Below are 21,379 nucleotides of genomic sequence, written 5' to 3' on the forward strand. Positions count from 1 at the left end.
GCTGCTCAGACGCTGGCGTCGCTGAGAGCCTGCGTTGCGTCGCTTTCTGATGCGGCGGTGGGGCTGACCTTGGTGAACAGGCCCGTTTCCACGGTCAGTCCGGGCCCGAAGGCCATGGAGCAGATGCGTTCGCTCTCTTGACCGGCATCGAGCTCCATGATTTTTTTGAGGACGAACATGACGGTTGCTGAGGACATATTTCCGTAGTTCCGCAGCGTCTCGCGGGCTGGGCGAAGCTGGTCTTCGGTGAGACCGAGTTTCGCCTCGATCTTGTCCAGGATGCTGCGCCCACCGGGGTGAATGCCCCAATGGGTGATGTCACTGTACGGTTTGCCGTTCACGGACGGATCATGGGCGAGCAGAGGCTCGAGTGCTCCGATGATGTTCTCGTCGATGATGTGCGGGACGTAGGTTCCCAGCACCATTTCGAACCCTTCGTCGCCGATGTTCCACGCCATCGATTCCTCACCGACGGGCGTCAGCGTTGTCTCGAAGTGGTCTAGCCGGATCGTCGGTTTGGTTGACGGGATGTCGCGGGAGGTAACAATGGCGGCCGCCGCTCCATCGGCGAACAGTGACGAGCCAACTATGGTGTCCGGATCATTCGCGGTCCGTACGTGCAGCGAACACAGTTCAGCACTGACCACCAGGACGACGGCGTCGGGATCCGCTTCGCTGAATGCTTTGGCGGTGCGCAGGGCAGGGAAAGCGGCGTAGCAGCCCATGAAACCGAGGTGTGAACGCTGCACGTTGGGATTCAAGTCAAGGCCACGGACAATTTTGTAGTCGGGTCCGGGGTTGAAGAAGCCGGTGCAGCTGACCGTGATGACGTGGGTGATGTCGGTGGCCTCAATGCCTTCGCACGCGTCGAGGGCTTTGCGGGCCGCTTCGATGAACAGGGGAGTGGCCTGTTCGGCAAAGATCTCGTTGCGGACCCGGGTGCTGGGGCTGAGGATCGTTCTGTCCACGGGGTTGAAGAACCGCGGGTTCTCGGCTGTGCTGGTGAGGGAGAGTTCCTCAACGGCGCTGTAGCGTGTTTCGATTCCGGATTGGTCGAACGAGGTGCGGACCAGCCGCTGTCCCAGTCTGGTCAGTCCGGGCTGTTCGGCGAACACGTCACGGACTTGCGGCTGGATCAGCACGGTGGAAGGAACTGCTGTCTCGAGTGATCTCAGTGTTGCCGTCATAGTCCATTCTTAGTGGACGCCGGGGGAGAACACAATGTCAGCAGGTTGATGAGCAGCTCGCTGACATCGTGTTCTAGTCACTTCGTACGAACGTTCCGGGCCTCATCTTCGATGACGTCGCTGGTTGCGACTCTCGAATCACCTTCGGACAGTGAGTCCGCGGCGATGTCACGCTCAATGGTGGTGGCCAAAGGTACTTCCTTGACCAGGGCCAGCAGCACGGCGGCGACCAGGGCCAGTGGCACCATGAACAGGAAGATCGGCGTCAGGGCCTCGTTATAGGACTCGATGATCGGGTTCCGTAGTGCGTCCGGCAGCTTATCCACCACGCCTGGTGTCAGGCTCGTGGCCCCGCCGGTGGCGGAAGCGGCATCCGCAGGCAGTTTTTCAGATAGCAGCTGCAGTAACCGGCCGGTGAACAGGCTACCGACGACGGCGGATCCGAGGGATGCGCCGATCTGCCGGAAGTAGTTGTTGGACGCCGTCGCGGTACCGACCTGCGAATTGGGGAAAGTGTTCTGCACGATCAGTACCAGAACCTGCATCGACAGGCCGAGGCCGAGGCCGAGAAGACCGATGAAGAAGCACATGGTCACTAGTGGCGTATCGATCTGCAGCGTGGACAGAAGTGCCATTGCGACGCCGACAATCAGTGTGCCGGCGATAGGCATCCACTTGTACCGACCATATTTGCTAATCAGAAACCCGGAGGTGACGGAGGCAATCAAGATTGAACCCATCATGGGCACCATCAGTAGGCCTGCGTGGGTGGCTGAAACTCCAGTCACCATCTGGATGTAGGTGGGCAAGTAGCCGAGGACACCGAACATCGCGACACCAATAAGTAGCCCTGCACCAGTGGTCAGGTTGAAATTACGCTCCTTGAAAAGGTGCATGGGGATGACCGGCTCGGTAGCGCGGCGCTCGACGACAACAAAAGTTACAGCGCCCACCAGCGCCAGGGCCAGCAGACCGAGGATCTCCAGTGACGCCCAGTCGTAACGGTGGCCGCCCCAGGAGGAGGCCAGAACCAGTGCCGTCGTCGAGATCGCAAGGACTGCCATGCCGAGATAATCGACCTTTGGGCGTCTGGTGTGGCCCTTGGGCAGATGCAGCAGGAACACAGCGGCCACGAGTGCAAGGACACCCAGCGGCAGGTTGATCCAGAAGGTCCAGCGCCAGCCGATGCTCTCCGTGAACCAACCGCCCAGCAGCGGCCCAGCAACAGAGGACAGAGCAAAAACGCCACCCATGATCCCCATGTACTTGCCACGCTCCCTGGCCGGAACGACGTCGGCAATGATTGCCTGCGACAGGATGATTAGCCCACCGCCGCCCAGCCCCTGGATGACACGGCCAGTGATGAGGACGGACATGGACTCAGAGAGACCACCCACAACGGATCCCGCCATGAAAAGCGAAATGGCTGCGATGAGCAGTGGCTTGCGGCCGATGAGGTCGCCCAGTTTGCCGTAGATGGGCATCATGATCGTGGAGGCGAGGATAAAGGCGGTCATCACCCAGAGCATCTGGTCAACGCCGTCGAGCTCTCCAACGATAGTGGGCAGGGCGGTGCTCAGAACGGTCTGGCTCAGCGAAGCCAGCAGCATGGACAGCATGAGGCCCACGAAGAGCAGGATAATTCCTGGTTTCGCGGATGTTTCCGCCGGTGTTGGGGCCGCGGTGGCTTCAGTCCGGGTCATTGGACCTTCCTTAGGATCGTGCGCAGAAGTGTTGTGGCGTCGTCGAGGGCGACAAACTGCGCCTCGCGGCTCTTGGTGGGCTTAGCACTCTGCATGGCGAAGCGCATGGTGGCGCTGGCCATGAGGACGATCAAGCGGGCGGACTCATCCGGCGGCGCATCGGGGAAATCTGAAAGCCATTGCTCCGAAAGTTCCAATCGGGCGCGGACGAGGTCCATCACCAGGGTGTCCACCTTGGCGATATAGGCAATCCTGCGGTGCATGAGTTCGGGATACTTTTCAAGAACTTCGAACCGTAGGCTCGTTTCCCTGTCACCCGCGAAGGTGCTCTGGCCGACCGTCAGCAGCAGGTGTGACACTCGTTCGAGGACGTTGCAGGAGAGATCGAACTCATCACGAACGTGCTCGTCAATGACAGGCTCCTGCAGGCCCAGGATCGCATCTTCCTTGGTGGCAAAGTAGTTGAAGAATGTTCTCTGCGAAACGTTGGCCTGGCTGGTGATGTCCTCAACTGTCACGTGGGTTGGCCCTTTGACAAGGGTCAGCTCCGTTGCGGCATTATGGATGGCGGACCAGGTTTCGGTTCGCTTGCGGTCTCTGAGAGAGGTGGAAAGTAGTTCGCTCACACAACTATTCTCGCACTCCCGTTGCATAACTGCAAAGTTGCAGCTGTGCAATCTCCATCACATGTGCAGACGAATAGTCTGGTTTAGTTGAGTTATGGAACGGATTATTTGCCGCATCCCGCTGCGCTGGGGTGACATGGACGCCTATGGGCACATCAACAACGTGCAGATCGTTCGGATTCTAGAAGAGGCACGGGTTCGAGCTTTTGGGCAGCCGGCCGGAACGGGCCTACCCGGTAACGAGCCTCCCGTCCCGCTGTTCTCGACGGTTCGCGACGGCGGCCAAACGCTCGTCGTCGAGCACCGCATTCGCTACGTATCAGCGTTGGAGTACCGGAATATCCCAGTGCTTGTGGAGACCTGGGTTAGTTCCTTGAAAGCTGCGAGCCTGGAGCTTAATTATCTGGTGCGCGACGGAGTGACTGGCGAGGCTTGCGTCAAGGCGGCCACGGTGTTGGCCTTCGTCTCTGGGGAATCGGGCGGGGTTTGCCGCATTACGGCAGAACAGCGTGCGGTAGTTGCTCCATGGGTGGCCGATTCCGTTTTTGGCACCGTCGCGCCATAACGAAGCTGTAACTTCACTGGATCCGCGTCAGCTCGGGGTCATATGCCATTCGCTGGCTGTGCTGAAACGTTAAACCATGCGTACCCATGGACTATTTATGCTCTGAGCGAACGGCTGCTTGTTAGGCTGGCCGACGAACACTAGAGGGTGCCTCGTCGCCCCATCCACTCATCGTCCCTTTGTCAAGGGTCGACGGGGGCCGCGGGGCATATCAAAGACTAGCAATGGTGCGCGTTCCTGGTCTACGCAGAGTGTTGTATCAGGGACCCACGGATGGGTACGAGTGAACGAATCAATTGTTGTCAAGGCCGAAGGTCTGTACAAAATCTTTGGCCGTCGACCGGCCGACGCCGTCAAGAAACTCAGCGCTGGAGTCAGTCGTGATGAGTTGGGCAAATCCGCGACAGCCGCTGTCATCGACGCCTCCTTCGAGGTGTACAAAGGTGAAATCTTTGTGGTCATGGGACTCTCCGGATCAGGAAAATCTACCCTGATCCGCATGCTTAACGGTCTGCTGCCTGCGACGGCGGGCTCCGTGACTGTCGCGGGATCGCCACTGACGGGTATCTCCGACAAAGAGCTGCGAAAACTGCGCCAAAAGAACGTCTCCATGGTCTTCCAGCACTTCGCGCTCATGCCGCACCGTACCGTGCTCAACAACGCCGCCTACGCCCTGGAAGTTCAAGGAGTGGAAAAGACGGAGCGCGAAGAGCGTGCGCTCAAGATTCTCAAGCTCGTGGGTCTCGACGGTTGGGACCAAAAGTACCCCTCGCAACTCTCCGGAGGCATGAAGCAACGCGTGGGCCTTGCTCGGGCGCTCGCTGCGGAAACAGACATCCTTCTCATGGACGAGGCTTTCTCGGCCCTGGACCCGCTGATCCGACGAGAAATGCAGGAGCAGCTGGTCACGCTCCAGAAGGAACTCGGCAAGACCATCATCTTCATCACCCACGACCTCAACGAAGCCATGTTCCTCGGCGACCGGATCGCGATGATGCATGACGGCCGGATTGTCCAAGTAGGCACTCCGGACGAAATTCTGACCCGCCCTGCCAGCCACTACGTGGAGCAATTTGTTCAGGATGTGGATCGCACCCGTGTGCTGACCGCAGGCGTTGTGATGGATAGTTCGCCCGATGACGTCCGCTCGGCTTCTTTGCCCGGAGCAACCGCCGTCAGCGAAGATGCTCCGCTTGCAGAGATTTTCGGGTTGGCGGCGGACAGCGACCGGCCATTGGCCGTCGTTGACGATCATGACAATGTGGTGGGCTCGCTGGGGCAGGAAACTCTCCTGTCCGCGCTGAGCCACACTCCCGCAAACGGCCCGCTCTCCGTCGTTGAAGACGAGCAGGCCACCGACATCACGGATGGGGAGGCAGCGCGATGAACGAATTCCGTATACCCCTCGGAGACTGGGTTGAAGCTGGCATCGATTGGATCAAGGACAACCTCGCTGGCCTCTTTGACATCGTTTCTCTGATCTTCAAGTACTCCTACGATGGCCTTGAGTGGATTCTTCTCACACCGCCGTTCTACGTCATCATGCTCGCACTGATCGCTATAGGATGGGCCGTCAAGAACTGGAAGTTTGCGATCGGCACTGCTGTGGGCGTGGCGTTGATCTTAGGCATGAACCAGTGGGAAAACTCCATGCAGTCACTTGCACTGGTGCTATTTGCCAGCTTCATCGCCGTGGTGCTCAGCGTTCCGCTGGGCATTCTGGCGGCAAAGTCAAATCGCGCATCAGCAATCCTCAAGCCCATCCTAGACTTCCTGCAGACCATGCCGGCGTTCGTGTACCTGATTCCTGCCATTGCACTCTTCAGCGTTGGCGTGGTGCCAGGAATTTTTGCCACCATTCTCTTCGCCATGGCGCCGGGTGCCCGCTTCACTGAACTAGGTATCCGCGGAGTCGACACGGAAGTGGTGGAAGCTGGGCACGCGTTCGGATCTTCCCCGTGGCGCGTACTCCGTCAGATCCAGATTCCACTGGCCATGCCCACCATCATGGCGGGCATCAATCAGGTCATCATGCTGTCTCTGTCCATGGTGGTCATCGCAGGCATGGTGGGCGCAGGCGGCCTTGGCGGTGACGTAGTAGGTGCATTGCAGGGCCTCGACACTGGCCTTGGCTTCGAGGCTGGAATTTCAGTGGTCATCCTGGCGATTTACCTGGACCGTCTATCGGCCTCTATCGGTAAATCACGGGTGTCGACGGCTACAGCTTAAACAATTGAACCGGCGGCCGAGGCTGCCCAACGAAAGGAAATCACATGAACAAGCGTTTTATGTCAATAGCAGCAATGAGCATGATTTCAGCCGTGGCGCTGACTGCTTGCGGCGGATCCGATTCTAACTCAGATGGCAGCTCCGAAGGCGGCGAGGAAACCAGCAAGGCTATGACCATCGGTGTCTTCAACGGCTGGCCGGAAGGCGAGGCCGTGTCAGAACTCTGGCAGTCCATCCTTGAAGAAAAAGGCTACGACGTCGAACTCAAGTATGCCGATGCCGCCCCTGCTTTCACCGCTCTGGCTGGCGGAGACTACGACGTCGTGATGGACGTCTGGCTTCCCCAGACCCACGAAAAGTACTTGGACGACAACGACATCAAAGACAACGTCACTGAACTGGGAGCCTGGAATGATGAGGCCGTCTTGACCATCGCGGTCAACGAAGACGCCCCGATTGACTCCCTCGATGAACTAGCGGCCAACGCGGACAAGTTCGATAATCGTCTCATCGGGATTGAAGCAGGTGCGGGGCTGACCGAGGCTACCAACGAACAGGTCATCCCCGGGTATGGTCTCGAGGACATGGACTACATCACCTCCTCAACTCCCGCCATGCTCGCGGAGCTGGAGTCGAAGCTTGAGGCCGACGAGAATGTTGCTGTCACCCTGTGGCGCCCGCACTGGGCCTATGACGAGTTTGCCATCAAGGACCTCAAGGACCCCAAGGGCACACTCGGTGACGCGGAGAGCATTTACTCCTACGGTTCTTCCAGCTTCAAGGAAGACTTCCCCGAGGCCTCGGAGTGGATCTCGAACTTCACCATGGACTCGGAAAAGCTCTTCTCCCTGGAGAACGCCATGTTCAACGATGACAAGGACAAGTCGGACTACGACGACGTCGTTGAAAAGTGGATTTCAGAGAATCAGGATTATGTTGACGGCTTGACCAAGTAATTTCCGTCTCCGCATGACCTTGTGGGCCGTCGTCGTACCTCAGCGTACGACGGCGGCCCACTTGCGTTTCGGCTCTCGGCAGGGAAGTCTTCGAAGATGACTGAGACAGTTTTGATCACGGGCGCCACCGCTGGGTTAGGCGCCGAATTTGCAACGCAGCTCGCAGCGCGCGGCTCCAACCTTGTCCTGGTGGCACGCACCCAGGAACGACTGGAGCAATCGGCGTCGGACCTTCGCGTCCGCTACGGCGTCACGGTTGAAGTGCTTCCGGCGGACCTGCACGACGACGACGGCGTGGCTCGCGTGGTGGCACGGTTGCAGGACGAGGTCTCGCCAGTAACCACGCTTATCAACAACGCCGGTTACGGCCTTCGCACGGCCTTTGCCCAAAGCCCGATCCAGGATGAGCTCAATCACCTGAAAATCCATGTTGAAGTACCCCTGACGCTCAGCCACGCAGCGCTGCAGGGAATGCTCGCGCGGAAGACTGGGTACATCATCAACGTGGCCAGCGTTGCCGGCTTCACTCCGCGGAGCACTTATGGGGCCGTCAAGGCCGCGATGATCAGCTTCAGCCGCTGGGCAAATATTGCGTATGGCCGGAAGGGTGTCACGGTGACTGCCCTCTGTCCAGGCTTTGTGCACACTGAATTTCATCAGCGAATGAAGGTGGATAAGGCAACTGTGCCGTCCTGGATGTGGCTCAACGTTGAGCAGGTGGTGTCCGAGGCTCTGCGCGATGCAGCTGCTGGCAAAGCGGTGTCGATTCCTAGCGTGAGGTACAAGGTGCTGGCCTTCGTTGCGCAGCTGTTGCCGGCATCGTTCGTGGCCCGCATTGCCGCGAAGGGCCGCTGACGGTCAGGTGGCTCAGCCGGTCAAGGACTCAGCAGGCCCTTGATGTCCTCCGCTGTCATCGCGGAGCTAAAAACGCCGTCGTCGTTCATCACCGAGGCAAACAGGTCCGCTTTCTTTCCCTTGAGCGCCATGACCTTCTCCTCGATGGTTCCAGCGGAGACCATGCGGTACACCATGACGTTGCGGGTCTGCCCGATCCGGTGTGTGCGGTCCACAGCCTGCGCTTCCGTAGCCGGATTCCACCACGGATCCAGCAGGAAGCAGTAGTCCGCTTCCGTCAGGTTCAGACCAAAACCGCCCGCCTTGAGGCTGATGAGGAACACCGGTGCGTCCCCGGACTTGAAACGGTCGATGACCTCGGAACGACGCCGCGTCGAGCCATCGAGGTAGCAGTACGGGATTCCGCGTGCTTCCAGCTGCGCCGCGATCTTCTTAAGGAAAGACGTGAATTGACTGAAGACAAGCGCCCGGTGTCCTTCTGCGACGACGTCGTCGAGCTGCTCAAAGAGAACTTCGATCTTGCGGGATGGCACGGAGGCATACTTATCATCGAGCAGCGAAGCGTCCAGACTCAACATCCGCAGCAGCGTCAGTGAGCGGAAGACTGCGATCTTGTTTCGGTCGAAGTCCTCCAGCAGACCCATGAGTTTCTGCCGTTCGCGCTGCAGGAACGTGTCATAGATCTTGCGGTGTTTGGGGTCCAGTTCGACACGGAGTTCCTGTTCCTGCTTTTCCGGCAGGTCTGCTGCGACTACTTCTTTGGTGCGGCGCATCATCAATGGGGAGATGCGCCGCCTGAGCCGTTGCAGCAGTTCATTACTCCCGCGACGCTCAATGGGCCGTTGATAGTCCTCGGTGAATCTGCGGGCCGACGGAAAAAGGCCAGGAGCCACGATCGCCAACAAACTCCACAACTCCATGAGGTTGTTCTCCATGGGCGTTCCAGTAATGGCCAGTTTGAACGGCGCCTTGAGGTCCCGGGCGCACTGATGGGCACGCGTTGCCCGGTTCTTGACGAACTGCGCCTCGTCCAGGATCAGCCCATCCCAACCCTGCTGCGCGTATGTGCTGCTGTCCAGCCGGAACAGTGTGTAGGAGGTGATGACAACGTTGGCCTCTCCGATCTGTTCAGTCAGCGACCTGCGCGCTTTGGCTTCGGTGTCCATCAATGCCACGACGGACAGGTCGGGGGTGAACTTGGCTGCTTCCGAGACCCAGTTGGGAACCACCGAGGTGGGGGCAACGACGAGGAATTTTTTGTGTTCGCCCGAGGTAACCCGCACATGTTCGAAGAGTGCCAACGTCTGTAGGGTTTTGCCCAAACCCATGTCATCGGCGAGGATGCCACCAAGGTTGTGCTCCCACAGGAATGCTAGCCAGTTGAAGCCCTCGAGCTGATAGGGCCGCAGCTCAGCGTTCACGCCAGAGGGCAGGGGAGTGGGTTCGACCTGTTCGAGTTGCAGCAGGCCGGTGACCGTTGCACGCCAGTCCTGGGCTTCAACGGTCTCATCAGCGAGGTCCTCGAACTCGGACCACAGACTGGCGTTGTACTTACTGATTCGGGTGCCAGCCTCCCACTCCTGCAACTCCTTTGCTTCGTGGATGAGACGGTGAAGTTCCTCGAAAACAGGCTGTTCCAGGGATAGATAAGAGCCATCTGTCATGAGCAGCTTCTTCTTGCCCTTGGCCAGACCACGGAAAAGGTGGTCAAAAGGAATGGTGTGTCCGGAGACGGTCACCATGACACCGAGATCGAACCAATCTGGCTGATCTGATTCCACGGTGGAGACGGTCAGTTCAGGGGTCTCCGTCAGCTCACGGTAGTCCGGCTTTTCACCGACCACGTCCACTCGGACGCCATCCACCGCCTCAATGGCAGGCAAGAACTGCTCCGTGAACTCGGCCGCGGCCATGTCCTCAAACGTGGTTTCTGCAACCACATTCCCTTGGACGGCTGTGGTTGCGACAGCCAGAAGCGCAGCCTCCGCCGTCCGGTCCCGATAGGCTCCACTGCCGTCGTCGTGCAGTGGCCGACGGGCCGCCGTCGTGCCCTCGCCGTACTCCCAATCCCAGCCGAGCCGCAGACGGTGCTCAGGCTGAGGCTCAAACGTGGCCGTAGCCACCAGCGTAGGCGGCTTGATCTGAGGCAGTTCCACCGATTCGTCACTGCTGATCACGGCGATGCTCTGCCTTAGCTGAGGGTAGAACTTCTCGAGAAAGAGCCCAGACTCGTTGTCCGGGATGATCACCGGGGTCTTTTGATGCAGTAGCTTGTTGTCCTGCTCCGTCAACGCACGGGCAACCGGCGCGAGCGCTATACAGTCCCCAGTTCTTGCATAGACTCCATGGGTCCCGATGGTGCCGGCGAGGTCTACGGAGTGATGGCGTTCGTTGATCTTCAGCATGGGACAAAGTTTTATGGTCTCATCAGCGCGGGTGGCGTCCAGGCAGAGAGCCGCTTCAGCGCCCACGAACACTTCTACGTTCTTCTTGCTGCCCACCAGCTCGATGCCTAGCCTCTGGGCCTCCCGCAGTAACTGCCACAACAGCGGATTCGAGAAGTGATCGAGGTAGAGCCAGGAATCGTTCTGCCCGAAGTACCGGCTGCCGTTGTCTCGGTGCAGGGCCGGGAACTGGGTAAACCAGCGGTGCTGATCCTTATCCAACAGCAGGCCTCGAGTCTGGAAACCGATGTTCTTCCACGAGAGGCTGTTCATAACCCAGTTGCCGCGCTTGTTCTGCACCACCGGGCGGACGCCCAACCTGCGCTCGGTGGTGGCGCGTCCGGGATGCGCAGTCCAGGCAGCCCCAGAGGTTTCGCTGCGCAGCTCGAACTGTAGTCCCATGGGTGTGACCTGCGGCGCGACGGGCGAGGAGGGCCCACGTGCGGTGCTGACTGGTCCGCCCAGCAGCGCGTTGAGGGAGTCTTTCCAGCCGGTGGGAGCCGAAACTTCCGAGCGGGCCATCTGGGGGCCGTGGAGGATGTGTGTCATATTACTTTGCACGACGGCGGCGGCAACGTGTTTGCAGTCATAGGACATGGGACAGGTGCACAAACCGTTCACGATGGAATAGGTTCCGCCGCCCTTGCGGGCCAGCTGCACGTTGGCGCGGTACGGTACGGCGTCGTTGCCCTGAACCCTGGCGGTCAGCCGTTGATCGGCGAGATCCCAGTCCAGTTCGACGACGGCTCCGCCCTTTGCGTAAACCTGACCGCGGTAAAAAGTAGCGCCACCAACAGCACGGACGATGTCGTTGACATCGACAAGGGGAAAGGCTGTTTCAGGCATGGTTAAATGCTCTCACGGGGCTCTGACAGTCCGCTCATTTCGGTCTCTACGGATGAAACTTGGCACCGGGGTGGCACCGACCGGGGGATCCGTGTACACTCAAAACCAGTTGTAGTGTTGCGCATTTTGTATTTCAAGCGGCGAAACCTAAGGGTCTAGTCGCTTTTCTGTAAAAGCGGAAAGACGCCGCGACTGAGGCTCCGCGAAGTGCGGGAACTTAACAATTTTTCAGAAAGTAGTTTCAAAAATGGCAACAGGTACCGTGAAGTGGTTCAACTCCGAAAAGGGCTTTGGTTTCATTGCTCCCGATGACGGAAGTGCCGATGTTTTCGCCCACTACTCCGCCATCAACGCCAATGGCTTCCGTTCACTGGACGAGAACCAGAAGGTCACCTTCGAGACCGAGCAGGGCCCCAAGGGTCCTCAGGCCACGAACATTCAGATTGCATAATTATCTGATGTGATGGCTCTAGAGCCTTAGAAGCAGGACGGGATTCAGTTCCCGTCCTGCTTTTTATTTAAGTACCATACTGGATTCATGGGTATGACAATTTTCACCATCGGCCACGGCACCTACACCCCAGAAGAGCTCACACAGCTCCTCCAGGGCGCAGGAGTGCAAACACTGGTGGATGTCCGCAGATATCCGGGTAGCCGCAAACACCCAGAGATGGGACGTGACGCACTGGAGCAGTGGATCCCTCAAGATGCTGGGATCAGGTACCAGTGGGCGGAGCACCTCGGGGGCCGCAGGCATATCCCAGCGGGGCAGCCACAGCCAGACTCCTGGTGGCGTGTGGAAGCGTTCCGCGCCTACTCCGCCTACACCAGAACCCGTGAATTTCGGGACGGCATCAAAGTCCTTCTCGACACGGCAGCGGAAGCTCCGACGTCGATCATGTGCAGCGAGACGGTGTGGTGGCGGTGTCACCGCCGCATCATCTCAGATGTCCTCACCCTGAAATACAACATCGACGTCCGTCACCTCATGCCGGGCGGGAAGATTACGGAGCACCCGTTAGCCGCAGGAGCTCAGCAAAGGGGTAACGGCACCATTTTCTGGGACGCCGAGGAGAGCGAGAAATAACTACGCAGCCGCCGTCGTTCTCATGGGTGAACCCAGGCAACTATCAGGCTGCCGGGTCAGAGTATTCTCCGTTGTGAAAGGCCCCCGCGCATGAGCACCCCCTTGTCCATCCTTGATCTGGCAACTATTGGTGAAGGAGAAACGGCGACGGAGAGCTTTGCCGCCAGCGTTACGCTGGCGCAGCAGGCCGAGAAATGGGGCTACCGGCGGATCTGGTACGCGGAGCACCACAACATGCCGACCATCGCCTCGTCTGCGACGAGCGTGCTCATTGCCCATGTGGCTGCTCATACGACCTCCATTCGTCTTGGTGCCGGTGGCGTCATGCTGCCCAACCATTCCCCGTTGACGATCGCTGAGCAGTTCGGCACCCTGGAAACTCTGCATCCCCACCGGATCGATCTGGGGCTCGGACGTGCCCCGGGTAGTGATCAAAACACCATGCGGGCGCTGCGCCGTGACCCTGCGTCCGCTGAGAGCTTCCCGCAGGACGTGCAGGAACTGCAGGGGTACCTCACCGGTAATACGCTCATTCCTGGCGTCAACGCGACCCCTGGCTACGGGACCAATGTTCCGCTGTACATTCTGGGCTCCTCCCTATTCGGCGCAAAACTAGCGGCTGCACTCGGTCTGCCGTACTCGTTCGCGTCACACTTCGCGCCACAGGCACTTCAGGATGCAGTGCGGATCTACCGCCGTGACTTCAAACCCTCCGACCAGCTAGAGAAGCCGCACGTCATCGCTGGCGTGAACGTTATGGTGGCCGATACTGCCGATGAAGCGCAACAGCATTTCGATGATGCCGTGCGACGCCGCGTGGTGCAGATGCTCGGGCGTGGTCGGACGTTCACGCCGGAGGAAACTGACATGTTGCTCGAATCGCCTGCGGGGCAGAACCTGATGCAGATGGTGAAGTTCTCGGCTGTGGGAACTCCCCAGACAGTTCGGGACTATCTGGACTGGTTCACCGGCCACGCGGACGCTGACGAACTCATTGTTGCTACCCAGGCGTCCACACTGGAGGCGCGGCTTCATTCCTTTGAGCTGCTCTCCGAAGTCAGCGGTCTTGTTCGCTAGCTCGTTCCCTCTCGATCCCGGGGCGGTTTAGTGCTATTCCTTGAGGTAAGACACCCGATGAAGGAGTAACGATGACCGATCTTGGCGACGAAACCCGCACCCTCAACGAATGGAGCCGGCAGCTGACGCAGGCCCTGCAGATCCTTGATCTGGAGGTCGATCATGAGCGGATCGTGCAGGTGGCGCGTGAAACAGCCGACGCCGTCTCGCCGTCGGCCGGTGTCGTCAGCGCATTTCTGGTTGGCTACGCTGCCGGCAGCAAGGATACCCGTGGGCGTAAAGGTTCCGCGGAAGCGGTTGAGTCAGCAGCCGACGTCGTCATGCAGGTGTGTTCCAAGGGCGTGGTTGATGGTCCGGATAAGAACGGTTGGGCCAAGACCGGTCAGTAACCCGGTCCAGGCGCGGCCTGGAGCGCAAGCGGATCAGACGGCGTTGGCGGGTTCGAGCCGCACGATGACTGCCTTGGAAACCGGGGTGTTGCTGCCGTCGGCCACTTCGTCCAGCGGCACCAGAGCGTTGGCCTCCGGATAATACGCCGCGGCGCAGCCCTTTGGCGTCGGGTAGGACACCAACCGGTAACCTCGCAGCACCCGATCGGCGCCGTCGTGATACTCACCGTGTACGTTCACGAGCTGTCCGTCTGTCAGCCCGAGCTCGTCGATGTCCTCCGGACTCACGAACACCACATGACGGCCGTTGCGAATGCCGCGGTACCGATCATTGTGGCCATAAATGGTGGTGTTGAACTGGTCGTGCGACCGAAGAGTCTGCAGGATCAGGGTGCCCGCCGGGCGTTCCACATGCTCCAGCGCATTGACGGTCAGTATCGCCTTGCCTATGGGCGTGTTGAAGGTCCGAGAGTCGCGGGGCCCATTGGGCAGGACAAAACCGCCTTCCTGCCGGATCTTCTCGTTGTAGTTCTCGCAGCCGTCGACCACGTGCGAGATGTGTTCGCGGATGAGGTCGTAGTTGTTCTCAAAGCCTGCCCAGTCCACGGTGACCTTCTGACCCAGAACGGCGCGCGCCAGCCGAGTGACGATCGCCACTTCTGAGAGCAGGTTCTCAGCCACCGGTTCTACTTTGCCCCACGACGGATGCACGGCGCAGACGGTGTCCTCGACCGAGACGAACTGCGTTCCGCTGGCCTGCCGGTCAATTTCGGTACGTCCCATGGTGGGCAGAATCAGCGCCTCGCGCCCGACGACGGCGTGTGACCGGTTGAGTTTTGTGGAGATCTGCACCGTCATGTCGAGGCTGCTCATGGCTGCTTCAGCCGCGGCGGTGTCAGAGATTGCCGCTACCAGGTTCCCGCCGAGCGCGGTGAAGACCTTGATGTCGCCGTCGCGCATTCCGCGGATGGTTTCGACGGCGTCGGCTCCGTGCGCGCGCGGTGGGGTGAACCCGAATTCGCGCTCAAGGGCGTCGAGGAACGACGGCGGCATCTGTTCCCAGATGCCCATGGTGCGGTCGCCCTGGACGTTGCTGTGGCCGCGGATGGGTGAGGCGCCGGCCCCGGGTTTGCCAATGTTGCCGCGTAGCAACAGGAGGTTGATGATCTCCTTGATCGTGGCCACGCCTTTTTTCTGCTGGGTGATGCCCATGGCCCAGGTGATGATGACCTTGTCGGCGCGGAGGTAGCGCTCTGCGAGTTCGTCGATTTCGCTGGTGGTCAGACCCGTGGCCGCCAGCACGGCGCCTTCATCGAGGTAGGTCAGGTGGTCGCGGAGATCATCGAGTCCGTGGCAGTGTTTGTTGAGGAACTCGTGGTCCAGCACGGTCCCCGGATTCGCTGCCTCGGCGTCGAGCACTCGTTTGGAGATGGCCTGCAGCAGCGCCATGTCACCGCTGAGCCGGATCTGCAAGAACTGATCGGCAATTTCTGTGCCCCGACCCACGATGCCACTGACGCGCTGTGGATTTTTGTAGCGCTTCAGTCCCGCTTCAGGGAGCGGGTTGACTGCCACAATCTCGGCGCCGGCGTCCTTGGCTTCTTCAAGGGCAGTGAGCATCCGGGGGTGGTTGGTACCGGGGTTCTGTCCCATGAGGATGATGAGATCGGCTTGGGCAAAGTCGTTGTAAGTAACAGTTGCCTTGCCGATGCCGATGGTTTGCCCCATGGCCCAACCGGAGGATTCGTGGCACATGTTGGAGCAGTCCGGCAGATTGTTGGTACCGAAGGCCCGGACGAACAACTGGTATGCAAAGGCGGCCTCGTTGGAGGTGCGGCCGCTGGTGTAGAAGGCTGACTGATCCGGCGAATCCAGGCTGTTCAGCTTCTGCGCAATGATCGAGAACGCTTTGTCCCAGCTGACGGGCCGGTAGTGGTCTTCGCCTGCCGGTTTGTAGACGGGTTCGGTGAGTCGGCCCTGCATGCCCAACCAGTATTCGCTGCGGGTCAGGAGGTCGCTCACGGAGTGTTCGGCCCAGAACTCGCGGGTGACGACGACCGGCGTCGCTTCCCAGGTGACAGCTTTGGCCCCGTTTTCGCAGAACTCGAAGGTCTTGCGATGGTCGGGATCCGGCCACGCGCAGCTCATGCAGTCGAAGCCATCTTTCTGGTTCAGCGCAAGCAGGGTCTTGGCGCTGCGTTGGATTCCCATCTGTTGGAGTGCAGGCTTCATGGAGTGGACAACGCCAGGAACTCCGGCTGCCCAGTCCTTGGCTTCGCCGACTTCGGGACTGTTTTCGTCGACGTCCTCCACTGGGGGATTGCTACGCGTCATTGCGGACCTTTCTTCACCTGGTGTCACGACCTCCAACCAGTATCCCAGCCGTGGCGCAGAAGGAAAGGGGCCTCCAGCGAATTGCTGGAGGCCCCTTCACCTCTAGAGGGCCGGATAGTCCGTGTAACCGGTGGCTCCCGGGGTGTAGAAAGTGGAGGGATCCGGTGTGTTCAGCGGCAGGTCTTCCTGCCAGCGGCGGGCCAGATCCGGGTTGGCGATGGCGGCACGGCCTACAACGACGGCGTCGGCTAGTCCGTCATCGAGGATGGCGAATGCTTCCTCTCGGTTGGTAATGACCTTGAACCCGCTGTTGACCATGACGGGGCCACGGAATCGTTGACGCAGGTCCTGCACCAGGGGCGCTGAGGGCTGCTCAAAAAGAATGCTTAGGTAGGCGAGGTTCAGCGGTGCAACGGCGTCGATCAGCGCCCCGTACGTTTCCCGCACGTCGATGTCGTCCAGCTCCAGAGTGCTTTGGACGTTGTGTTCCGGAGAGATACGCAGTCCCACGCGTTCGGCGCCGATGGCCGCAGCCACGGCTTCGACGACCTCGATGACAAGGCGCGCCCTGTTCTGGGGCGATCCGCCATAGTTGTCCTCGCGCACGTTAGTGCTGGCCGAGAGGAACTCATGCAGCAGGTAGCCGTTGGCACCGTGGAGCTCCACACCGTCCAGCCCTGCCTCGATAGCATTTTTTGAGCCCTGTACAAACTCGTCAATGATCCCGGGCAGTTCCTCCTCGGTGAGCGCGTGCGGGATCGGAAAAGGCTGTTTGCCCTTGTACGTGCGGGTTTGGCCCTCGACGGCGATGGCGCTTGGTGCAACTACTTGGTGCCCGCCGTTGGTGTCCTGGTGGGTGACGCGCCCGGCGTGCATGACCTGCGCGACTACCCGGCCGCCGGCGTCGTGCACGGCATCTGCGACGTTCCGCCAGCCGGCGATCTGTTCCTGGGTAGCCAGTCCGGGTTGGCCGGGGAATCCCTGCCCAGCCTTGCTGGGGTAGGTGCCTTCGGTAACCAGCAGCCCCAGGGATGCGCGCTGTGCGTAATGCTCAACGTTGAGGGGATTGGGGACACCATCAGCACCGGAGCGGCAACGGGTCAGTGGGGCCATGATGATCCGGTTTGGCAACTCGAGGCTACCGAGGGTCAGGGGGGAGTAAAGCTTCAAGGACGTGCCCTTCTTGACGAACTGCGGAACTCTTTTCACTGGTGGCAACCGGTGGGAGCGGCACAGTATTCCGGTCTCCGGCGGACCCCACGAAGGCCTTCATCGATGATTGAATGGGGCCATGATCTTCATTGTGGTGAAATTCAATGTCAAACCCGAGTGGTCCGAGAAGTGGCTGGACCTGACCAGGGAGTTCACGGAGGCAACTCGTCAAGAACCGGGAAACCTGTGGTTCGACTGGTCGCGCAGCGTCGAGAACCCCAACGAATATGTGCTGGTGGAGGCGTTTCAGGACGACGCCGCTGAGGTGCATGTGAACAGCGAACATTTCAGCGAAGCGATGCAGGCTATGCCGCAGGCGCTCGTGGAAACGCCGCGTATCATCAGCGAAAAGCTCGACGCCGACGGCTGGGGCCTGATGGGCGAACTGTCGGTGAAGTGAAAATACCCAACCGCCCGGTTTCATTGAGACTGACCAGCTACGGTCATACACTCGGAAGATGACTGCCCAGACCAAGGAGCCCGCCTCCAAGATTGACATTCCTGATTCCGTCGGCGGCGGAGAGGTACCTTCTTTCGAGGTGACTCTTCGTATCAGGCGATACAATCCGGAAGTTTCCGACGAGTCCTGGTGGGAAGACTTCCAGTTGACCATGTCCGGCACCGATCGAGTCCTAGATGCGCTACATAAAGTTAAATGGGAGCAGGACGGATCGGTGTCTTTCCGCCGCTCCTGCGCTCATGGGGTCTGCGGCTCTGATGCGATGCGCATCAATAGCCGCAACCGGCTGGCCTGCAAGGTCCTGCTCAAAGATCTCAATCTCGATAAGCCAATCACCATCGCCCCGCTTCAAGGTTTGCCCGTGGAGAAGGACTTGATTGTGGACATGGAACCCTTCTTCCAGTCTTACCGCGAGATCATGCCGTTTTTTGTCAGCAAGGGCCATGAGCCGACGCGCGAACATCTGCAGTCCGTCGAGGAACGTGAACGTTTCGATGACACGACCAAATGCATCCTCTGCGCCGCCTGCACCGGTGCCTGTCCGGTTTTCTGGACTGACGGACAGTATTTTGGTCCTGCCGCTATTGTGAATGCGCATCGTTTCATTTTTGATTCACGCGATGATGCCGGTGACATGCGACTGGATGTCCTCAACGACAAGGAAGGCGTGTGGCGATGCCGCACAGTATTCAACTGCACCGATGCCTGCCCGCGGGGCATCAAAATCACGCAGGCCATATCGGAGGTCAAACAGGCCATCTTGAGCCGCACGGTGTGAGTCCGTCAGTCTGCTAAGCGTCGGTTTGGGGAGCTGCCTCGTGGAGAGCGTGCAGGGCTAAAGTGGAGTGCGCGTAGGCTCCACCGGCGCGCATTTCTGCTGCCACCCAGATAGCTTCCATCACTTCCTGATCCGTAGCACCCTTTCTACTCGCCAATTTCGTGTGACCGTCAATGCAATAAGGGCATTGCGTCACATGCGCAACAGCGACGGCGATCAGCTGTTTGGTCTTCTCATCCAGAGCCCCGTCCTTGAAAACTTCCTTACTGAACCGGGAGAAGGCATCGTGAATTTCCGGCGCGAGCTCTTTGCGGCGCGCGGCCATTTCAGGTGTTGCCTGCGGGTACAGATTCTCAGCCATGGTGTGATTCCTTTACCTTGCGGGCCAGTCCGGCCCCTGATGGGACGTCTCATCCACGTGTAGGCTACCGCGTGTGCATGCGATAAAAGAGATGAGGGCAAACTTTCTTGCCCTACACGTCACCGGTCAACCTCTCTTAATGCCTAACCCTTGGGACGTCGGATCAGCGAAGCTGTTCGCATCCCTGGGATTCGCGGCGCTGGGTACAACCAGTAGCGGCCATGCCGCCACGGTGGGGAAAATGGACGGTTCTGTTCATCAGGATGATGTGCTCGCTTATGCTTCCGGTATCGCCGACGCCGTCGATTTGCCCGTATCTGCCGATCTGGAGAACGGCTTCGGCATCGCCCCGGAAGCGGTGTATTCTGCGGTCCGCCAAGCCGCCACCACGGCACTGGCTGGCTGTTCGATTGAAGACTTTACCGGCGACGCCAGTGCCCCGCTCTATGACCGACACCTGGCCGCCGAGCGAGTCAGGGCTGCAGCCGAAGCGGCACACAGCGCAGAGAGCGGGCTGGTCCTGACGGCACGAGCCGAAAACTTCTTCCGCGGCGTACCTGATCTAGCCGATACCATCGCGCGTCTGCAGCTGTATCAGGAGGCCGGCGCCGATGTTCTCTACGCCCCGGGTCTAACCACCATCGAAGACATTCGTAGCGTGGTTGCATCCGTCGATGCGCCCGTCAATGTTTTGGTACGCCCCGGCATTGGTACGCTGCAGGACTTAGCTGATGCCGGTGTAGCGCGCCTATCAGTAGGTGGTGCGTTCGCTCAGGTGGCGTTCGCCGCAGTGGCCCGCGCTGGGAGAGAACTGCTCGCTGCAGGCAGCTTTGAATTTCTGGATGCCGCCGCTGAGGGACGCGGAGAAATGACCAGGGCATTTACCGATCAATAGCGGATACGCCGCTACTGCTGCAGCGTCCGGTAGGCGCCGTCGTCTGTTAGATGCGTAGACTCGGACTATGAGCAACAGGGTCCAGATCGATAAACAGGGTGCCGCAGCAAATCGTTCGTTGGTCGCGTTATCGACAACGGTGGAAGAGGCGGCGGCTGCCGTTAACATAGGGCCCGCATTCATGGAATTGATCCGGTTGCGGGTCTCCCAGTTGAACGGATGCGCCTTCTGCTTGCGCACGCACACCCGGGCAGCGGTGGACGCGGGCGAGGACGTCGACCGTCTCGCTGTGCTCTCCTCGTGGCGGGAGACCGAGTATTTCACCGAGCGAGAGTCGGCGGCCTTGGAATTGGCCGAAGCTGTCACCCTGGTGAGCCACGGCCCCATCAGCGAAGATGTGTACACGCGAGTCGCTCAGACACTCAGTGAAGCCGAGATCTCCGCGGTTTCCTGGATTGCGATTGTGATGAACGCGTTCAATCGAGTGCGGATCACCAACCGGCAACCCGTCGGCCCCTCTGACTAGTGCGCCTTCACGCCTCGGTCTGTGCCGTGGACAACGAAGGAGTCAAACGTGAGTGAAGAAATAGCCGGCATCACCATCCCCGACACTGATCTGGTCCGTGCCGCCACCAAACTGGTCCGCGGAGCCACCGACGACCTGCTGTTCCACCATTCGCGGCGCGTGTTCCTCTTCGGTTCGATGCAGGGCAAGCGCCTCGGCTACGATTTTGACCCGGAATTACTGTACGTGGGTGCGCTCTTCCACGATCTGGGCCTGACCGACACCTACCGGACGGAGAACCTCCGCTTCGAGGTCGATAGCGCCAACACCGCCAAATCCTTCCTGCTGGAGAACGGGCTGTCGGAATCCGACGCCATGAAAGTGTGGACTGCCGTCGCGCTCCACACGACGCCGGGCGTACCCGAATTCATGGACCCGGAGATCGCGTTGGTGACCGCCGGCGTGGAAACGGACGTACTGGGTATCGGCTACCGGGACCTCGACCGGGCCGACCTCGACGCGGTGACTGCGGTGCACCCGCGCCCGGACTTCAAGAAGCGCATCTTGGCTGCCTTCACGGACGGCAATCAGCACCGCCCCGAGACCACGTTCGGCAACGTCAACGCAGATGTGCTCGATGCCTTCTGCCCTGGCTTCCAGCGCACGAACTTCGTCGACCTCATCCAGAACTCTGACTGGGCCGAGTAGCACCCCGGGTTCGTGGAGGGCGGACTACTCCGGATGGATCAGTCCAGCGAAGCGTGAGGAGTTAGTCATGAATCGGATCCACGGCAAAGTTGCAGTCATTACCGGAGGTACCAGCGGCATTGGACTTGCCGCGGCCAAGTTGTTCGCCGCGGAGGGGCGGCG

The 21,379-nt window shown here is 59.8% G+C and carries 21 protein-coding genes; 14 read left to right on the forward strand and 7 right to left on the reverse strand.

All coding sequences use genetic code 11. From position 1 onward, the window contains the following. Positions 1-5: 5 nt before the first annotated feature. The 3 genes from JOE65_RS05020 to JOE65_RS05030 all read right to left on the reverse strand — a co-directional run bounded on the left by JOE65_RS05020 (position 6) and on the right by JOE65_RS05030 (position 3,516). Positions 6-1,187 carry a type III polyketide synthase gene (locus tag JOE65_RS05020; protein WP_205162193.1) on the reverse strand — a complete coding sequence of 394 codons (1,182 nt, stop codon included), beginning with the start codon at positions 1,185-1,187 and terminating at the stop codon, positions 6-8. A gap of 77 nt (positions 1,188-1,264) precedes the next feature. Then, on the reverse strand, positions 1,265-2,890 hold the full coding sequence (locus tag JOE65_RS05025; protein WP_205162194.1) for an MDR family MFS transporter: 1,626 nt from the start codon (positions 2,888-2,890) through the stop codon (positions 1,265-1,267). Further along, positions 2,887-3,516 carry a TetR family transcriptional regulator gene (locus tag JOE65_RS05030; protein ID WP_205162195.1) on the reverse strand — a complete coding sequence of 210 codons (630 nt, stop codon included), beginning with the start codon at positions 3,514-3,516 and terminating at the stop codon, positions 2,887-2,889. The genes JOE65_RS05025 and JOE65_RS05030 overlap by 4 nt, the downstream gene beginning before the upstream one ends. Before the next feature lie 94 nt (positions 3,517-3,610). Between JOE65_RS05030 and JOE65_RS05035 the strand changes: the two genes are divergently transcribed. The 5 genes from JOE65_RS05035 (at position 3,611) to JOE65_RS05055 (ending at position 8,121) form a co-directional block, all read left to right on the forward strand. Next, entirely contained in the window at positions 3,611-4,081 is a 471-nt protein-coding gene (locus JOE65_RS05035) for an acyl-CoA thioesterase (RefSeq protein WP_205162196.1), read from the forward strand. A 283-nt stretch (positions 4,082-4,364) separates the two neighbouring features. Next, positions 4,365-5,468: a quaternary amine ABC transporter ATP-binding protein gene (locus tag JOE65_RS05040; protein WP_338021547.1), complete on the forward strand. Its 1,104-nt coding sequence runs from the start codon at positions 4,365-4,367 to the stop codon at positions 5,466-5,468. Next, positions 5,465-6,310: an ABC transporter permease gene (locus JOE65_RS05045; RefSeq protein WP_205162197.1), complete on the forward strand. Its 846-nt coding sequence runs from the start codon at positions 5,465-5,467 to the stop codon at positions 6,308-6,310. Before JOE65_RS05040 ends, JOE65_RS05045 begins: the two co-directional genes overlap by 4 nt. A gap of 44 nt (positions 6,311-6,354) precedes the next feature. Continuing rightward, entirely contained in the window at positions 6,355-7,266 is a 912-nt protein-coding gene (locus tag JOE65_RS05050; RefSeq protein ID WP_205162198.1) for a glycine betaine ABC transporter substrate-binding protein, read from the forward strand. A gap of 96 nt (positions 7,267-7,362) precedes the next feature. After that, entirely contained in the window at positions 7,363-8,121 is a 759-nt protein-coding gene (locus tag JOE65_RS05055) for an SDR family NAD(P)-dependent oxidoreductase (protein ID WP_205162199.1), read from the forward strand. A 20-nt stretch (positions 8,122-8,141) separates the two neighbouring features. Here the strand turns inward: JOE65_RS05055 and JOE65_RS05060 are convergent, their stop codons facing one another. Further along, a complete protein-coding gene (locus tag JOE65_RS05060) occupies positions 8,142-11,411 on the reverse strand; it encodes a DEAD/DEAH box helicase (RefSeq protein ID WP_205162200.1) in 3,270 nt (1,089 codons plus the stop codon). Positions 11,412-11,658: 247 nt separating this feature from the next. Here JOE65_RS05060 and JOE65_RS05065 point away from each other — a divergent pair, with 247 nt between their 5' ends. From JOE65_RS05065 to JOE65_RS05080, 4 genes are all read left to right on the forward strand, one after another. Further along, positions 11,659-11,862 carry a cold-shock protein gene (locus JOE65_RS05065; RefSeq protein ID WP_205162201.1) on the forward strand — a complete coding sequence of 68 codons (204 nt, stop codon included), beginning with the start codon at positions 11,659-11,661 and terminating at the stop codon, positions 11,860-11,862. An 87-nt stretch (positions 11,863-11,949) separates the two neighbouring features. Then, positions 11,950-12,498 (forward strand): DUF488 domain-containing protein, encoded by a 549-nt coding sequence (locus JOE65_RS05070; RefSeq protein WP_205162202.1) that lies wholly within the window; start codon positions 11,950-11,952, stop codon positions 12,496-12,498. 90 nt (positions 12,499-12,588) lie between these two features. Next, positions 12,589-13,575, forward strand: a complete 987-nt coding sequence (locus tag JOE65_RS05075) for an LLM class flavin-dependent oxidoreductase (protein ID WP_205162203.1) — start codon at positions 12,589-12,591, stop codon at positions 13,573-13,575. 71 nt (positions 13,576-13,646) lie between these two features. Next, complete coding sequence (locus tag JOE65_RS05080; RefSeq protein ID WP_205162204.1) at positions 13,647-13,964, forward strand: DUF6457 domain-containing protein; 318 nt, start codon at positions 13,647-13,649, stop codon at positions 13,962-13,964. 33 nt (positions 13,965-13,997) lie between these two features. On the opposite strand, the gene JOE65_RS05085 is transcribed toward JOE65_RS05080, so the two are convergent. Beyond that, on the reverse strand, positions 13,998-16,298 hold the full coding sequence (locus JOE65_RS05085; RefSeq protein ID WP_205162205.1) for an FdhF/YdeP family oxidoreductase: 2,301 nt from the start codon (positions 16,296-16,298) through the stop codon (positions 13,998-14,000). A gap of 102 nt (positions 16,299-16,400) precedes the next feature. Continuing rightward, a complete protein-coding gene (locus JOE65_RS05090; protein ID WP_205162206.1) occupies positions 16,401-17,468 on the reverse strand; it encodes an alkene reductase in 1,068 nt (355 codons plus the stop codon). Positions 17,469-17,589: 121 nt separating this feature from the next. Here JOE65_RS05090 and JOE65_RS05095 point away from each other — a divergent pair, with 121 nt between their 5' ends. Both JOE65_RS05095 and JOE65_RS05100 read left to right on the forward strand, forming a co-directional pair. Beyond that, on the forward strand, positions 17,590-17,910 hold the full coding sequence (locus JOE65_RS05095; protein WP_205162207.1) for a putative quinol monooxygenase: 321 nt from the start codon (positions 17,590-17,592) through the stop codon (positions 17,908-17,910). A 58-nt stretch (positions 17,911-17,968) separates the two neighbouring features. Next, positions 17,969-18,748 (forward strand): succinate dehydrogenase iron-sulfur subunit, encoded by a 780-nt coding sequence (locus tag JOE65_RS05100; RefSeq protein WP_205162208.1) that lies wholly within the window; start codon positions 17,969-17,971, stop codon positions 18,746-18,748. Positions 18,749-18,761: 13 nt separating this feature from the next. Here the strand turns inward: JOE65_RS05100 and JOE65_RS05105 are convergent, their stop codons facing one another. Further along, a complete protein-coding gene (locus tag JOE65_RS05105) occupies positions 18,762-19,109 on the reverse strand; it encodes a carboxymuconolactone decarboxylase family protein (protein WP_205162209.1) in 348 nt (115 codons plus the stop codon). Positions 19,110-19,200: 91 nt separating this feature from the next. Here JOE65_RS05105 and JOE65_RS05110 point away from each other — a divergent pair, with 91 nt between their 5' ends. From JOE65_RS05110 to JOE65_RS05120, 3 genes are all read left to right on the forward strand, one after another. Next, positions 19,201-20,004: an isocitrate lyase/PEP mutase family protein gene (locus JOE65_RS05110; protein ID WP_275587590.1), complete on the forward strand. Its 804-nt coding sequence runs from the start codon at positions 19,201-19,203 to the stop codon at positions 20,002-20,004. A 67-nt stretch (positions 20,005-20,071) separates the two neighbouring features. After that, positions 20,072-20,530, forward strand: a complete 459-nt coding sequence (locus JOE65_RS05115) for a carboxymuconolactone decarboxylase family protein (RefSeq protein ID WP_205162211.1) — start codon at positions 20,072-20,074, stop codon at positions 20,528-20,530. Positions 20,531-20,578: 48 nt separating this feature from the next. Then, positions 20,579-21,217 (forward strand): HD domain-containing protein, encoded by a 639-nt coding sequence (locus JOE65_RS05120; protein WP_205162212.1) that lies wholly within the window; start codon positions 20,579-20,581, stop codon positions 21,215-21,217. Positions 21,218-21,379: the final 162 nt, after the last annotated feature.

This window comes from Arthrobacter roseus, from assembly GCF_016907875.1.
GTDB lineage: Bacteria > Actinomycetota > Actinomycetes > Actinomycetales > Micrococcaceae > Arthrobacter_J > Arthrobacter_J roseus.